Below are 13,856 nucleotides of genomic sequence, written 5' to 3' on the forward strand. Positions count from 1 at the left end.
GTCTAGCAGAGCACAAGAAGGAATGCGATGCTGCACCCGCCTAACACGGAGGCGGAGAGCAGGAAGCGATTAATGCATGGTTTGCTGAGGAGAAGCGGTACGTCGCCAAGTGCCTGGAGCCATTCCATATTGGCGCTTAAAACTACGATTAAATGACTGCTGAGAATCGAAGCCCATCGAAATGGCGACGGTAAGAATTGGTTCATCTGAGTGAGTCAACCGACACGCCGATTTTTCAAGTTTTTTTGTTCGGATATACTCGCCCAATGCATGGCCAGTATGTTCTTTAAACATGCGTTGTAGGTGCCACTTCGAATAGCCCGCACGGTCAGCGACCATATCTAAGTTCAAGCGGTTTTCAATATGGGTGTCGATCCAATGAATCAAATCATCAAAGAAAGAACCATTCATCAGTAACTCCTAGCGAAATAAAGTGTATCAGTTTTAGTTGCAATAAATAATGCACCCTATCCTGAATAAATGCAACCTTTAAAGTTACACTTTATTTTTCTCAGAAATTACTCGCAATTGGAGTCGGTGATTTCCTTACCCTGCTTCAAGGCCAATAAGGCATCGGCCACAGTATGTTTTGCGAGTACTTGTAAGGACGCTTGCTCGGCCTCTTCTGCTATCTCTTTGAAATACCAGCATACATTAGCGCTCACGACACAGCAGGGCTTTTTCACATCGGGACGAGAATTAAGGAGTTTCTTTTCATGGCTCACCGCCATATAAATATCACAGAGTGTGATTTGCTCGGCAGGACGCGCAAGGTGGATAGAGCCTGTACGACCCAATGTGGTAACGAATATGCCTTCACGGGTAAGAGGCACCATTAGCTTACGGATAAGACTTGGATTAGCTTCTGCCCCACTACCGAGGGTACTGCTGGTCGAACGTTTTCCTTGTTCCTCAGACATTGCGACACTGAGTACCATTTGGAGAGCAGTTGGAAAACGATAATCTAGCATCAAAGCCTCTTCACATCAGAAATAAGAACAGTCGACCATAACTCCCCTACTCTAGCAAAAATTAGCGTTCAGCAGAAGGTGCGGACACGCTCATCGCACGTTATATGTAGTTTCTCACCATTTTATTGACGATTTTATTGTCATACTTACCGAAGCACACTACTATCATTACTATAATAGTATGTTGTAACTAAGGTGTATTATGCGTTATACATTAGTCGAAGAAATGCGCGAGACATTGGCAATAATCGAAAGCCAGCTAGCAAAATTCACAGAGCATGTTGGTCGAGCTAAGCTGACGACAGCGCGAGTTTTCGTGTTGCCGCCTACGCTCAAAGGTGACGAACTTACACCCACGCCTACCCTCCATGTTGAGCAGCAACTAGGACAACAGGCTCGCCAGCTGGCGTTACAACACTTCTCTCATCTCTACTTACAGCAACAATCCGAACGTCAGAGTACGCGTAGTGCCACCCGTCTCCCCGGCGCGCTCTGTATACAGGTCACGCAGGAGGAACGTGACGAACTCAATGAACTTAGTACGACGATTAATCGAGCAAAACAGCACTTCCAGCAGTTAATTACCGTCGACAGTGAGCTTACGTCAGCTGAGCGCTTTCCGTTTGTCCATCAGCATTTCCCTGGCCTACTCACCTTAAATGTCTACCGGAGTTTGCATGTCCTGCCTAGCGTTGACTCCGTTAATTTCGGCTGGGCGAATAAACATGTCATTAAACGACTGAGTCGCCAACAGGTGATTGAGCAGCTGGAGAAGAGCCTCAATGCAAAACGTGCGCGCGCACCCTGGACGCGGGAAGAATGGGCAGAGAGGGTTAATGAAGAGCTAAGGCTAATCCAGCAGTTCCCTCAAGATGTGCGGTTGAAGATTAAACGGCCCGTAAAAGTACAGCCTATCGTCCGTTTATGGCAGAGCGCGCAGCAAAAACAGACGCAACATGCCTGCCCTAGCCCCTTAATTATTACTTATTTAGCGGGCGAAACACTGCCCGAGCTGGGCAGTTTACTCGATTACGATGAAGAAAATGTCGCTCATCGTCATAAGCCGGATGCTCATCCTGCGACATTAGTCATCCCTCGTTTATGGCTGTGGAAAGAGGATTAGCGTGAAGAATGGCCCGTCATTCTCTCCGGTCTGACCCATTGTTCAAATTGTTCCTCACTCAGGTAACCGAGTGCCAACGCTGACTCTTTAAGCGTTAAGCCCTCATGATGGGCTTTCTTAGCGATTTCAGCCGCCTTATCATAGCCGATATGCGGGTTCAGCGCGGTTACCAGCATCAAGGAGTTATTAACCAGCTGTTGAATTCGAGCTTTATCCGGTTCGATTCCTTGCGCGCAATGCTCGGTAAAACTGTGCATGCCATCTGTGAGTAATCGCAGACTTTGTAATACATTGTGGATGATCATCGGGCGATAAACGTTAAGTTCAAAATTTCCCGATGCGCCTCCCACCGTAATCGCGACATCGTTACCCATCACTTGTGCGCTGATCATCGTGAGAGCCTCACACTGTGTTGGATTGACTTTTCCCGGCATGATCGAGCTTCCCGGTTCATTTTCTGGGATGGTAATTTCGCCAATCCCACTCCTTGGACCGCTCGCCAGCCAGCGTACATCATTGGCGATTTTCATCAACGAGGCAGCTAGTCCCTTCAACGCCCCATGTAGATGTACTAAAGCATCACAGGTGGCTAATGCCTCAAATTTGTTAGGGGCTGTGGCGAAGGTTTCGCCAGTAAACGCCGAAATCTCCTCAGCGACACCCTGAGCATAGCGCGGATGAGTGTTTAACCCCGTTCCTACCGCTGTACCGCCCAACGCAAGTTCAGAGAGATGATCAAGCGTCGCCATAAGGTGAGACTTACTGAATTTCAGCATACTCACCCAGCCGGAGATCTCCTGCCCTAGCGTCAATGGCGTGGCATCTTGCAAGTGCGTACGACCAATTTTAACGATATCTGCAAATTTCTCTGATTTCTTGGCCAGCACGTCGGTCAGCTGTTCGAGGGCGGGCAGCAATTCCTGCACTAGTGCCAGTTTCGCCGCAATATGCATGGCGGTAGGGAAGACATCATTAGAACTTTGGCTCTTATTAACATCATCATTAGGATGGACTTTCCTCGCCATCCCCCGCTCCCCACCCAGCAATTCACTTGCTCGGTTGGCCAATACCTCATTCATATTCATATTTGTCTGTGTCCCCGACCCCGTCTGCCAGATCGCGAGAGGAAACTCAGTACGGTGCTTGTCGGCGAGCACTTCATCCGCCGCCGCGATAATCGCAGAGGCTTTTTCATCATCGAGAAGATCGAGTTGCTGATTCACTCTAGCCGAAGCCCGTTTAGTGATGGCTAAGGCGTGAATCAGTTCCGGTGGCATTTTTTCAGTCGAAATTTTGAAGTGCTCTAAAGAGCGCTGGGTCTGTGCCCCCCATAATTTATTCGCAGGGACATCAATTTTACCCATCGAGTCCTGTTCTTGGCGGAATTCACTCATTATCTCTTTCTCTTCGCTATGAATTTCCCTTAAGTCTACGCCTTAATCATAAATTTGCAGGTTAGGCGCATTAATTGGGAAAATTTCTTAGGCTATAAGGAATTCCAGCTCCTCTTATGACAGATCCTTGACAGATTAAGGGGTTAGAATGTAAAAGCATGTAAAACAGTTGTGTCGCGGCGGAGAAGATCCTTCACAGTGACTGCTGCCCAATTATCAGGATCGACAAGGACCCCATTATCATGAAGAAGTCAAAAGTAGCTCTCGCCGTCATCGTAGGGATTGGCGTCCTGTGGACGGGTGCAGCGTGGTATACCGGCAAGAAAGCCGAGCAGCATATCGATCAGGTGGTCGCACAGCTCAATCAGCAATTAACGCAGCAATATCCTGAAGCTGGATTGGTCGTCACACGTGAGGGTTATCAACGCCATATTTTTAGTAGCTCGACACAGTTGCTGGTTAAAAGCCGTCTCCCCGCCGAGGATGCTAACGCGCTGTTAGAGCCAGGGGATCGTGTCGTCTTTAATGAAACCATTAGCCATGGACCTTTTCCGCTGGCACAACTGAAACACTTCAATTTGCTCCCTGCACTCGCCTCAATTCATAGCGAGCTGGCGAATACCCCGAGCGTGAAAGCCTTGTTCGAGGCGACCAAGGGTAAAACACCGTTCACCGCTGAAACGCGCGTCGGATATGGTCGTACTACCGCCTCGAATATCCAGATTGAGCCAGTAAATTATGCGGCTCAGGATAGCAGCCTAAGCAGCGATGCAGCGCAAATTATGCTAAAAACGACACCGAGTCAGCGTGGGATTCAGTTAAATGTCGATACAGGCAAGATCGTGCTTAGTTTTAAGAATGAGGCCGATGTGGATACCGAATTAACCGTGAACGGTTTATCAGTCCGCTCCGACAGTCGTTTGAGTGACGAAGGGCTTCGCGTTGGTACCCAACAAATTGGTGCCAATAATTTTATGTATGCACTTAACCATAAACCGGCAGTCCAATTCACCGGAATAAAAGGTAACTCTGACCTTAAAAGCGTCAAGAACCTGTTGAATGGCACCCTACATTATCATATTGACAAGATAGACTGGCAACAACTCCCGTTAGGCTCAGCCACATTAAAACTGTCACTGCAAGATTTCAGTGCGAGTGGTATGAAGACGTTCTACGACAATTATAACCAAGCCGTACAGAAAAATATGGCCAACATCGCACATGTGACGAATCAGGATGAGCTGCAAGCGATGCAAAACGAGGTTAACGCGACAGTACTACAAAACGTCCCGGCGTTACTCGCTGGTGCACCCCACTTCTCGATCGATGACTTAACCTTGAAAAACGAGAAAGGTGAAAGTCATTTCTCCATGAAGGCAGACTTTAACGATCCGTCTAAAACTCAGGTTAACCGTCAAGGGCTATCGGGTATCGTTGATAACTATATTGCGCAACTGAGTGCATCTCTATCGGTCAATAAACCGATGGCGACACAGCTCCTGTCAGTGATTGCACAATCGGAAGGGGTCCCCGCTGAACAAGCCGGCCAGTTTGCAAATCAGCAAATTCAGTCGCTGTCCGCACTGGGTGAGATGTACCACCTCACGACGAGCAACGATACGGCTATTAGTTCGTCGCTGCACTATGGCGCAGGTCAGGTTACGGTTAACAAGGATAAGATGACGTTAGAGCAATTTATTGAACAGTATCTTACTTCTAGCGGCAACGAATAAATAATTAGAATGCCTCATTGAAAAGCCCCACTCTGTGGGGCTTTCTTTGTAACGTCACCGCTTATCGATTAGGGTGATCGCGGTGGAATAACGCCCATTCCTCTACGCGTTCCCCGCTCGGGAGTGTGCAGTAGCTACTGATGCCTTGGGCTGTACTAACATTATCCAGCTGGCCCTTTTGAGCGAGGCAATAGACCGAGGCAGGGTTCGCCATCCCGATCTGCCGCTCAGAGGCTTCTTTATGAGGTGATTGTGTACAGGCGGTGAGTGCCGTCATTAGCGTGAGTCCCGCAACTGCTTTGAATAAAGTACGTTGATTCATCAGTTTCTCCTAGTAGCTCGAGTTGCAGTTTATCCCTAATGCTTCACGTCGACGATAGGAAGCCGCCGAAAGTGAATTAGATTAGGCGGTCAAGAACGATGTCACCTTGGCGATCGCGCTGCGTCAATCGGTATTCACCACTATAAGAACGACGTGAGTTCATGCGATCCCGTAGGGTAACTCCACCAGTAATCGTGCCTTGGCTATCCACAATCTGCCACTCTTTGATCGAGGTCTGGCCCTGCGTGTGAAGATGGGTTTCGCGTAATAAGGTTAAGCGCTCGCCCTCTGCGAGTTTCAAATAATCAATCATCAGGTCTATCCCTTAATATCGGCAGTGATTACCTCCATTCTAGATGAATAATTAATCCATTCAATCTAAATCACTTATCGTTGAGGGATTTTTGACCATGAAGATACTAAAGCCTTATTGAGATCACTGAAAAAGTTGGCATCGTAATAGCGGATGTTTTTATACTATGCGCAACATATACACTGATGAAGAGCCAACCATGATTAATTCTCAACTTCCCCTTACCGATATCCACCGTCACTTAGATGGTAATATTCGTGCGAGCACTATTCTCGATTTAGGGCGTGCCTTTAATTGTGGGTTACCTGCTGATGATATCGAGCTTCTACGCCCTCACGTCCAAGTCATGTCGAACGAGCCCAATCTCGTCAGTTTTTTACAGAAGCTTGACTGGGGTGTAAAAGTATTAGGCAACCTGGATGCGTGCCGTCGTGTCGCTTATGAGAATATCGAAGATGCGCTACGAGCGGGTATCGATTATACCGAATTGCGTTTTTCGCCGGGCTACATGGCGATGACTCATCAATTACCGATTGCAGGCGTGGTCGAGGCGGTCATTGATGGTGTGCACGCGGGATGCCGTGACTTTGGGATTAGTGCCAAACTCATTGGAATCATGAGCCGTACCTTCGGTGAAGAGGCCTGCGAGCAAGAGCTGAGCGGATTATTAACGCATCGCGATCATATCGTTGCCGTAGATTTAGCCGGAGATGAATTAGGCTTTCCGGGTGACCGCTTTTTGAGCCACTTCCAGCGGGCGCGGGATGCCGGTCTACGCATCACGGTACATGCTGGTGAGGCAGCAGGTCCGCAGAGCATCTGGCAGGCGATTAAAGAGCTTGGAGCAGAACGTATTGGCCACGGCGTTAAAGCCGTCCAAGATCCAGCCTTAATGGATTACCTTGCTGAACACGGGATCGGCATCGAATCTTGTCTGACGTCAAATATCCAAACCAGTACGGTTGCAGAACTGCGTCACCATCCGTTAAAACAATTTTTACAGCACGGCGTAATGGCGTCGTTAAATACCGATGATCCTGCTGTTCAAGGTATTGAACTTGCCCATGAATATGAAGTTGCAGCCCCTGCTGCTGGCTTAACTCCTGAAGAGATCCGCCAAGCACAAGAGAATGGGCTCTATATGGCCTTCCTAAGTCAAGATGAAAAACGCGCCCTTAGAGACAAAGCGCTTCAACGCAATGCACGAAACGGTTAAATATTAATCAAAAATTTAATGCTTAGTGCTTATCCTTAGGTATATTTAGGGTACAACGTTGAGATACTCCCGATATTTTCAGATAATGTCGGGAGATTTTATTAAATGGCTTACACATGACTGATTATCTTCTTCTCTTTATCGGCACGGTATTGGTAAATAACTTTGTGCTGGTAAAGTTTTTAGGCCTTTGCCCATTCATGGGTGTGTCCAAAAAACTCGAAACCGCGATCGGAATGGGTATGGCGACCACTTTCGTCATCACTCTGGCCTCTATCTGCGCGTGGATAGTAAACCACTTGATCTTGGTTCCCCTTGATCTCGTCTATCTACGCACGCTGGCTTATATCTTAGTGATCGCCGTGACCGTACAGTTTACCGAAATGGTCGTCCGTAAAACTAGCCCGTCCCTATACCGGCTACTCGGGATTTTCTTACCGCTGATCACAACCAACTGCGCAGTATTAGGCGTTCCGTTACTCAGTGTAAATCTCCATCATAGTTTCCTGCAGGCTGCCGTTTATGGTTTCAGCGCCTCACTGGGCTTTTCACTCGTTATGGTCCTCTTTGCCGGTATTCGCGAACGCTTGGTCCTCGCCAATGTCCCCGCCCCCTTTAAGGGCTCGTCCATCGCGCTGGTAACCGCCGGCTTAATGGCGTTAGCCTTCATGGGCTTTACAGGATTGGTGAAGTTTTGATTATCGCTATTTGCATCGCGATCGTTGCGATCAGTCTTTTAGGTCTTGGTTTTGGTGGGCTTCTCGGTTATGCCTCTCGACGTTTCAAGGTCGAAGAAGATCCGATTGTCGAGCAGATCGACGAATTGCTCCCGCAGAGTCAATGTGGTCAGTGCGGCTATCCTGGTTGCAAACCTTATGCAGAAGCCGTGGGCAATCAAGGTGAGGCAATCAATAAATGCGCGCCGGGAGGGGAGCAGACAATGCTGCGCATTGCGACGCTACTCAACGTTGATCCTCAGCCCATTGATGGCGGACAAGAAGCAAAGGAACCGGAAAAACAGATAGCTTGGATAGACGAAAGTAACTGTATCGGTTGTACTAAATGTATACAGGCTTGCCCCGTCGATGCAATCGTTGGGGCGACTCGTGCGATGCACACTGTTATTACCGATCTCTGTACAGGCTGTGATCTCTGTGTAGCGCCCTGTCCTACCGATTGTATTGAGATGCGTCCTGTTCCTACCACGCAGGCTAATTGGAAATGGGATCTGAACAGTATCCCTGTCCGCGTTATACCGGTTGATAATCATGTTTAATTTTCTCTCACGTTTACGCCGCGAACCAATCTGGGACTTTAAAGGGGGGATCCATCCGCCTGAAATGAAGTCACAATCTTCGGGCACACCACTTACCGAGATCCCACTACCCAAGCAATTCGTCCTGCCACTAAAGCAGCATATCGGGCATGAAGGCGAGATAGTGGTCTCGGTGGGTGACTCCGTACTGCGTGGGCAGCCCTTAACTTTTGGTAGCGGTAAAATGTTACCGATCCATGCCCCGTCCTCAGGCGTGGTCACGGCAATTGCCCCGCATATTACGGCACATCCCTCAGGCCTGCCGGAAATTGCTATTTTTATTCAGCCGGATGGCCTTGATCGCTGGCAAAAAATGCCGGTCATTATCGATTACCGCGCACAAGAGCGTGCTGTCATTGTTGAACGTATTCATCAGGCTGGCGTAGCCGGACTCGGCGGAGCGGGGTTTCCTACCGCAACCAAAGTTCGGGGCGGATTAAAGGGTGTGAAGACCTTGATCATTAATGCCGCAGAGTGTGAGCCTTATATCACCGCTGATGATCGCCTGATGCAAGACTACGCCGAAGAGGTTCTAGAAGGGTCGCGCATTCTCGGCTGGTTATTGCAATCTGAGAAAATCATCATCGGCATCGAAGATAATAAGCCAGAGGCGATCAGCGCGTTAACGCACGCACTGGGCGATGCACAGGATCTGGTGATCCGCGTAATTCCAACGAAATATCCATCTGGCGGTGCCAAACAGCTGACCAAAATTCTGACTGGCCGAGAAGTGCCTAAGGGTGGCCGTTCGTCAGATATCGGCGTATTAATGCAAAATGTCGGTACAGCTTTTGCTATCAAGCGAGCCGTCATCGATGGAGAACCGTTAACCGAACGCGTTGTGACCCTAACCGGTGAGGCACTTAGCCATCCTCGCAATGTGTGGGGCCGCTTGGGTACACCCGTCGAACACTTATTAAATTTCGCCGGTTTTACGCCCCATGCTGATCAGATGGTGATTATGGGCGGTCCATTAATGGGCTTCACGCTCCCTGCGCTCAACGTGCCTATCATCAAAATTTCTAACTGTTTACTCGCTCCTTCAAAAGCAGAGATGGGAGAACCGGAAGAGGAACAAGGCTGTATTCGTTGTAGCGCCTGTGCCGATGCCTGCCCGGCCGGATTATTGCCGCAGCAACTTTATTGGTATTGCCAAGGCGGCGATCATGATAAGGCTCGGGCCTATAACCTTAATGACTGTATTGAGTGTGGTGCCTGTGCCTATGTATGCCCGAGTAATATTCCGCTGGTACAATATTATCGCCAAGAAAAGGCTGAGTTACTCGCCATTGACATCGAAGCACAACGTACTCAAGAGGCTAAGGCCCGTTTCGAGGCCCGTCAGGCGCGTTTAGAGAAAGAGAAATTAGCGCGTGAGGCACGTCATGCCGCCGCTAAGGCACGCGTCACTCATGTCGAGAAGGATCAGGTTAACGCCGCGCTAGAGCGCGTTAAAGCTAAAAATGCCACAGCGGCACAAAGCGTGACATTAACAGAGGGCGTCGAGCCTGATAATAGTGCTGTCATCGCCCAGCGTGCTGCCCGCAAGGCGAAAGCGCGTGCCTACCAAGCCGAACAACAAGCGGTTGAGTCTGACGTGGACTCACGTCAAGCTGCTGTTGCCGCAGCTGTCGCGAGAGCTAAGGCGAAGAAAGCACAGAGTCAATCGCTGACCGAAGAAGGCCGTGTTACTGCCGACGATTATGACAGCCAACTCAACGCTGAGGTCGTGGGCGTTGAGGCCGCTATAGAAAATTCTGGTGCTGTCGCTGAAGACCCACGCAAAGCCGCCGTCGCCGCAGCTATCGCCCGTGCTAAGGCGAAGCAGGCAGCGCAGGCGACGGAACCCACTGCAGAGCTTGAGGCCGCAGCTCGCGACGAAGACCCACGCAAAGCCGCCGTCGCCGCGGCCATCGCCCGTGCTAAGGCGAAGCGGGCAGCGCAGACGACAGAACCCACTGCAGAGCCTGAGGCCGCAGCTCGCGACGAAGACCCACGCAAAGCCGCCGTCGCCGCGGCTATCGCCCGCGCTAAGGCAAAGCGGGCAGCGCAGACGACAGAACCCACTGCAGAGCCTGAGGCCGTAGCTCGCGACGAAGACCCACGCAAAGCCGCCGTCGCTGCGGCTATCGCCCGCGCTAAGGCAAAGCGGGCAGCGCAGGCTAACGCGTCGCACCACTCTAACGAGACATCACAACCTTCATCGGTATCAGAGGAATAAATGGCTTTTCGCATCGCGAGTTCTCCGTACACTCATAACCGTCGTAGTACTAACCGTATTATGACCCTAGTTTTGCTTGCAGCCATTCCAGGAATAATTGCACAGTGGTATTACTTTGGCTGGGGAAACCTCATACAGATTGCGATTGCTGCAATCGTTGCTTGGGGTTGTGAAGCCGGTGTATTACGTCTTCGCAAACAACCGATTCTCAGTACCCTTGCCGATAACTCTGCGCTACTTACTGCGCTATTGCTGGGAGTGAGCATTCCGTCGTTAGCGCCTTGGTGGGTCATCGTCATCGGTACCGCTTTTTGTATGATCTTCGCCAAGCAGCTTTACGGCGGTTTAGGCCAAAACCCGTTTAACCCGGCGATGGTCGGTTATGTTGTCTTACTTATCTCATTCCCCGTACAGATGACAGGGTGGTTGCCCCCTGAGGCGCTACAGCATGCCCCGCTCTCCTTTGCTGAGACATGGCAGATGATTTTTAGCGGGCACAATGATACAGGCCTGAGTTTGCAACAGTTACAGATGGGTGTCGATGGCGTCAGTCAAGCTACCCCGCTCGATAACTTTAAAACCGGCTTACGGGCCGGGCACTCTGCTCAGGATCTTCTTGCTCAACCTATCTACCACGGAATTATCGCGGGTCAAGGTTGGCAGTGGATCAATATTGGCTTCTTATTGGGCGGTATCGGCCTACTCGCCACCAAAACGATTCGTTGGCATATTCCAGTAAGCTTCCTGCTCTCTCTTGGGATCTGTGCCACATTGGGGTGGTTTTTCTCACCACATAGCCTCGTTTCGCCAGTCATACATTTATTTTCCGGCGCAACAATGCTAGGTGCATTTTTTATCGCGACAGATCCTATTTCTGCTTCAACCACCGACCGAGGACGCCTCATTTACGGCGTTTTAATCGGCATTTTAGTGTGGTTAATCCGCAGCTTCGGTGGCTATCCAGACGGGGTTGCCTTCGCCGTACTCCTCGCAAATATTTGTGTGCCGCTTATTGATTACTACACACAACCGAAAGTTTACGGCCATACTAAGGGGTAGGATATGTTAGACACTATTCGTAAAAATGGCGTGATTTTGGCTGTGTTTGCTGCGGTAACGACCGGTGTTACCGCACTCGTCAATGAAGTGACTAAACCGACGGTAGCGAAGCAGATGGCAATACAAGAGAAGACGCTACTCGACCAAGTGGTTCCGCCTTCTCTTTATGATAATGATCTCCAAAAAGAGTGTTACTTGGTGAGTAACCCAGTATTAGGAGACGATCAGCCGCATCCTTTCTATCTCGCCCGTAAGGCAGGCCAGCCCGTTGCCGCCGCGATTGAAACCATCGCCCCTGATGGCTACTCTGGGGCAATCAGGATGCTCGTTGGTGCCGATTTTTCAGGAAAAGTGCTCGGCGTGCGTGTCACCGAGCATCATGAAACGCCAGGTTTAGGGGATAAAATTGAGTTACGTATTTCCGACTGGATCACCCATTTATCGGGGGTAACCATCCATGGCTCACAAGATAGCCACTTTGCCGTTAAGAAGGATGGCGGTGATTTCGATCAATTCACCGGTGCAACAATAACTCCACGTGCGGTCGTCAACGAGACCAAACGTACCACTTTATTTATTGCCGAACTCCGGCAGAAAATTAACACCCTTCCAAAATGTGGAGCATTACGCCATGAGTGAAGCTAAAGAGCTGCTAGTCGGCGGGTTGTGGAAAAATAACTCGTCTCTCGTCCAATTATTGGGCCTTTGCCCACTGCTTGCCGTCACTTCGACGGCAACCAATGCGCTGGGATTAGGGTTGGCGACAACACTCGTCCTCACCCTCACTAACAGCTCAATATCTCTGTCGCGTCGCTGGATGCCCTCTGAGATACGTATCCCTATCTATGTGATGATTATCGCGTCCGTGGTGAGCTGTGTACAACAACTGATTAACGCCTATGCCCACGGCTTATATCAGTCTTTGGGGATCTTTATACCGCTTATCGTGACCAACTGTATCGTGGTAGGCCGCGCGGAAGCCGTTGCCTCAAGAGCAAATGTCGGTCTTTCCGCATTGGATGGTTTTGCCATTGGTATGGGCGCGACCTGTGCCATGGTAACGCTGGGTTCTATACGCGAAATTATCGGTAATGGCACCATCTTCAATGGTGCGGATCAGCTACTAGGCCCTTGGGCAAAAGTACTGCGGGTTGAAGTTTTCCACTTCGATTCCCCTATGCTACTAGCTATGCTACCGCCTGGTGCATTTATCGGCTTAGGAATGCTGCTGGCGGTTAAATATTTAATCGACCAACGGACGAAACAAGCGAGCGCTCGTCGAGCCGAGCAACAAGCAAAAATGGCTGATACGACGGTGGGTCAAACGGGATGAATAAACTCAAACGTCTGGAGATATTATCTCGGCTACGCGATAACGACCCTCACCCGACGACTGAGTTAGTCTTCAATTCCCCGTTTGAGCTGCTGATCGCTGTACTACTCTCTGCACAAGCGACCGATGTTAGCGTCAATAAAGCAACTATTGGGCTATTTGGCGACGCTCCAACGCCTGCTGCGATGCTTACACTCGGCGTTGAGGGAGTTAAACGCCATATAAAGACTATCGGACTATTTAATACTAAAGCCGTTAACGTCATTAAAACGTGCCAGATTTTGATCGATCAGCACCAAGGGGTCGTACCTGAAAATCGCGAAGCCCTTGAAGCACTCCCCGGCGTTGGCCGTAAGACGGCAAATGTCGTATTGAATACCGCTTTCGGCTGGCCGACCATTGCCGTCGACACCCATATTTTTCGTGTGGCGAATCGCACCAACTTCGCACCGGGTAAAAATGTCGATCTCGTCGAGCAAAAACTGCTAAAAGTGGTTCCAGCCGAGTTTAAAGTTGATTGCCATCACTGGTTGATTCTTCACGGCCGCTATACCTGTATCGCCCGTAAACCTCGTTGCGGTTCTTGCCTGATTGAAGATCTCTGCGAATATCGCGATAAAACCGAATAAAATATTTTCTGCTATTGGTTTAGTTTTAAGCATATTTACTATCGTCTGTAAGCTCTATCACATTTCTAATCACTGTTAGATTACTATTTAGCCAGATAAGAAAAACTTCTTGCTCTGGCCGTAATAATCGGACACATTACCTTCTTGTTACTTTTTTTCATTAATAATCTTCGTGGTTTATCCCGCGTATCATAGCAATTCCTAGTGTTTTAGGATTGGCAACACCG

15 protein-coding genes are annotated in these 13,856 nt (G+C 49.5%); 10 read left to right on the forward strand and 5 right to left on the reverse strand.

Annotation, left to right across the window (positions count from 1 at the left end):
• Positions 1-69: 69 nt before the first annotated feature.
• Both HGT70_RS06390 and HGT70_RS06395 read right to left on the reverse strand, forming a co-directional pair.
• Positions 70-411 (reverse strand): helix-turn-helix domain-containing protein, encoded by a 342-nt coding sequence (locus tag HGT70_RS06390; RefSeq protein ID WP_198363446.1) that lies wholly within the window; start codon positions 409-411, stop codon positions 70-72.
• A 107-nt stretch (positions 412-518) separates the two neighbouring features.
• Complete coding sequence (locus HGT70_RS06395) at positions 519-971, reverse strand: Rrf2 family transcriptional regulator (RefSeq protein WP_071430185.1); 453 nt, start codon at positions 969-971, stop codon at positions 519-521.
• A 202-nt stretch (positions 972-1,173) separates the two neighbouring features.
• On the opposite strand from HGT70_RS06395, the gene tus reads away from it, so the two are divergent.
• Entirely contained in the window at positions 1,174-2,094 is a 921-nt protein-coding gene (tus, locus tag HGT70_RS06400) for a DNA replication terminus site-binding protein (RefSeq protein WP_244968850.1), read from the forward strand.
• Here the strand turns inward: tus and fumC are convergent.
• On the reverse strand, positions 2,091-3,488 hold the full coding sequence (fumC, locus tag HGT70_RS06405) for a class II fumarate hydratase (protein ID WP_071430189.1): 1,398 nt from the start codon (positions 3,486-3,488) through the stop codon (positions 2,091-2,093). The genes tus and fumC overlap by 4 nt on opposite strands.
• Before the next feature lie 242 nt (positions 3,489-3,730).
• Here fumC and HGT70_RS06410 point away from each other — a divergent pair, with 242 nt between their 5' ends.
• Positions 3,731-5,221 (forward strand): YdgA family protein, encoded by a 1,491-nt coding sequence (locus HGT70_RS06410; protein WP_214195329.1) that lies wholly within the window; start codon positions 3,731-3,733, stop codon positions 5,219-5,221.
• A 61-nt stretch (positions 5,222-5,282) separates the two neighbouring features.
• Here HGT70_RS06410 and HGT70_RS06415 read toward each other — a convergent pair whose 3' ends face one another.
• Together HGT70_RS06415 and HGT70_RS06420 are read right to left on the reverse strand one after the other, a co-directional pair.
• Positions 5,283-5,543 carry a putative hemolysin gene (locus HGT70_RS06415; protein WP_071430193.1) on the reverse strand — a complete coding sequence of 87 codons (261 nt, stop codon included), beginning with the start codon at positions 5,541-5,543 and terminating at the stop codon, positions 5,283-5,285.
• Between the two features lie 76 nt (positions 5,544-5,619).
• Positions 5,620-5,856 (reverse strand): hypothetical protein, encoded by a 237-nt coding sequence (locus HGT70_RS06420; RefSeq protein WP_157725290.1) that lies wholly within the window; start codon positions 5,854-5,856, stop codon positions 5,620-5,622.
• A 199-nt stretch (positions 5,857-6,055) separates the two neighbouring features.
• On the opposite strand from HGT70_RS06420, the gene add reads away from it, so the two are divergent.
• The 8 genes from add to nth all read left to right on the forward strand — a co-directional run bounded on the left by add (position 6,056) and on the right by nth (position 13,629).
• On the forward strand, positions 6,056-7,072 hold the full coding sequence (add, locus tag HGT70_RS06425) for an adenosine deaminase (RefSeq protein WP_214195330.1): 1,017 nt from the start codon (positions 6,056-6,058) through the stop codon (positions 7,070-7,072).
• A 116-nt stretch (positions 7,073-7,188) separates the two neighbouring features.
• Positions 7,189-7,770: an electron transport complex subunit RsxA gene (rsxA, locus tag HGT70_RS06430; RefSeq protein WP_071430199.1), complete on the forward strand. Its 582-nt coding sequence runs from the start codon at positions 7,189-7,191 to the stop codon at positions 7,768-7,770.
• A complete protein-coding gene (rsxB, locus tag HGT70_RS06435) occupies positions 7,770-8,348 on the forward strand; it encodes an electron transport complex subunit RsxB (protein WP_071434983.1) in 579 nt (192 codons plus the stop codon). The genes rsxA and rsxB overlap by 1 nt, the downstream gene beginning before the upstream one ends.
• Positions 8,341-10,608: an electron transport complex subunit RsxC gene (rsxC, locus tag HGT70_RS06440; protein ID WP_214195331.1), complete on the forward strand. Its 2,268-nt coding sequence runs from the start codon at positions 8,341-8,343 to the stop codon at positions 10,606-10,608. Before rsxB ends, rsxC begins: the two co-directional genes overlap by 8 nt.
• A complete protein-coding gene (gene rsxD / locus HGT70_RS06445) occupies positions 10,609-11,667 on the forward strand; it encodes an electron transport complex subunit RsxD (RefSeq protein ID WP_071430203.1) in 1,059 nt (352 codons plus the stop codon).
• Positions 11,668-11,670: 3 nt separating this feature from the next.
• On the forward strand, positions 11,671-12,306 hold the full coding sequence (gene rsxG, locus HGT70_RS06450; RefSeq protein WP_071430205.1) for an electron transport complex subunit RsxG: 636 nt from the start codon (positions 11,671-11,673) through the stop codon (positions 12,304-12,306).
• Complete coding sequence (locus HGT70_RS06455) at positions 12,299-13,000, forward strand: electron transport complex subunit E (RefSeq protein ID WP_071430207.1); 702 nt, start codon at positions 12,299-12,301, stop codon at positions 12,998-13,000. Before rsxG ends, HGT70_RS06455 begins: the two co-directional genes overlap by 8 nt.
• Positions 12,997-13,629 (forward strand): endonuclease III, encoded by a 633-nt coding sequence (gene nth / locus HGT70_RS06460; protein ID WP_214195332.1) that lies wholly within the window; start codon positions 12,997-12,999, stop codon positions 13,627-13,629. The genes HGT70_RS06455 and nth overlap by 4 nt, the downstream gene beginning before the upstream one ends.
• Positions 13,630-13,856 lie beyond the last annotated feature (227 nt).

The organism is Rosenbergiella collisarenosi (genome assembly GCF_018494085.1).
GTDB lineage: Bacteria > Pseudomonadota > Gammaproteobacteria > Enterobacterales > Enterobacteriaceae > Rosenbergiella > Rosenbergiella collisarenosi.

What these genes read in the sequence shown, in the direction of transcription:
- HGT70_RS06415 (WP_071430193.1), bottom strand. Translation starts at nt 5,543, where the DNA reads ATGAATCAACGTACTTTATTCAAAGCAGTTGCGGGACTCACGCTAATG.
- rsxD (WP_071430203.1), top strand. Translation starts at nt 10,609, where the DNA reads ATGGCTTTTCGCATCGCGAGTTCTCCGTACACTCATAACCGTCGTAGT.
- rsxG (WP_071430205.1), top strand. Translation starts at nt 11,671, where the DNA reads ATGTTAGACACTATTCGTAAAAATGGCGTGATTTTGGCTGTGTTTGCT.
- HGT70_RS06395 (WP_071430185.1), bottom strand. Translation starts at nt 971, where the DNA reads ATGCTAGATTATCGTTTTCCAACTGCTCTCCAAATGGTACTCAGTGTC.
- nth (WP_214195332.1), top strand. Translation starts at nt 12,997, where the DNA reads ATGAATAAACTCAAACGTCTGGAGATATTATCTCGGCTACGCGATAAC.
- fumC (WP_071430189.1), bottom strand. Translation starts at nt 3,488, where the DNA reads ATGAGTGAATTCCGCCAAGAACAGGACTCGATGGGTAAAATTGATGTC.
- add (WP_214195330.1), top strand. Translation starts at nt 6,056, where the DNA reads ATGATTAATTCTCAACTTCCCCTTACCGATATCCACCGTCACTTAGAT.
- rsxA (WP_071430199.1), top strand. Translation starts at nt 7,189, where the DNA reads ATGACTGATTATCTTCTTCTCTTTATCGGCACGGTATTGGTAAATAAC.
- HGT70_RS06410 (WP_214195329.1), top strand. Translation starts at nt 3,731, where the DNA reads ATGAAGAAGTCAAAAGTAGCTCTCGCCGTCATCGTAGGGATTGGCGTC.
- HGT70_RS06420 (WP_157725290.1), bottom strand. Translation starts at nt 5,856, where the DNA reads ATGATTGATTATTTGAAACTCGCAGAGGGCGAGCGCTTAACCTTATTA.
- HGT70_RS06390 (WP_198363446.1), bottom strand. Translation starts at nt 411, where the DNA reads ATGAATGGTTCTTTCTTTGATGATTTGATTCATTGGATCGACACCCAT.
- tus (WP_244968850.1), top strand. Translation starts at nt 1,174, where the DNA reads ATGCGTTATACATTAGTCGAAGAAATGCGCGAGACATTGGCAATAATC.
- HGT70_RS06455 (WP_071430207.1), top strand. Translation starts at nt 12,299, where the DNA reads ATGAGTGAAGCTAAAGAGCTGCTAGTCGGCGGGTTGTGGAAAAATAAC.
- rsxC (WP_214195331.1), top strand. Translation starts at nt 8,341, where the DNA reads ATGTTTAATTTTCTCTCACGTTTACGCCGCGAACCAATCTGGGACTTT.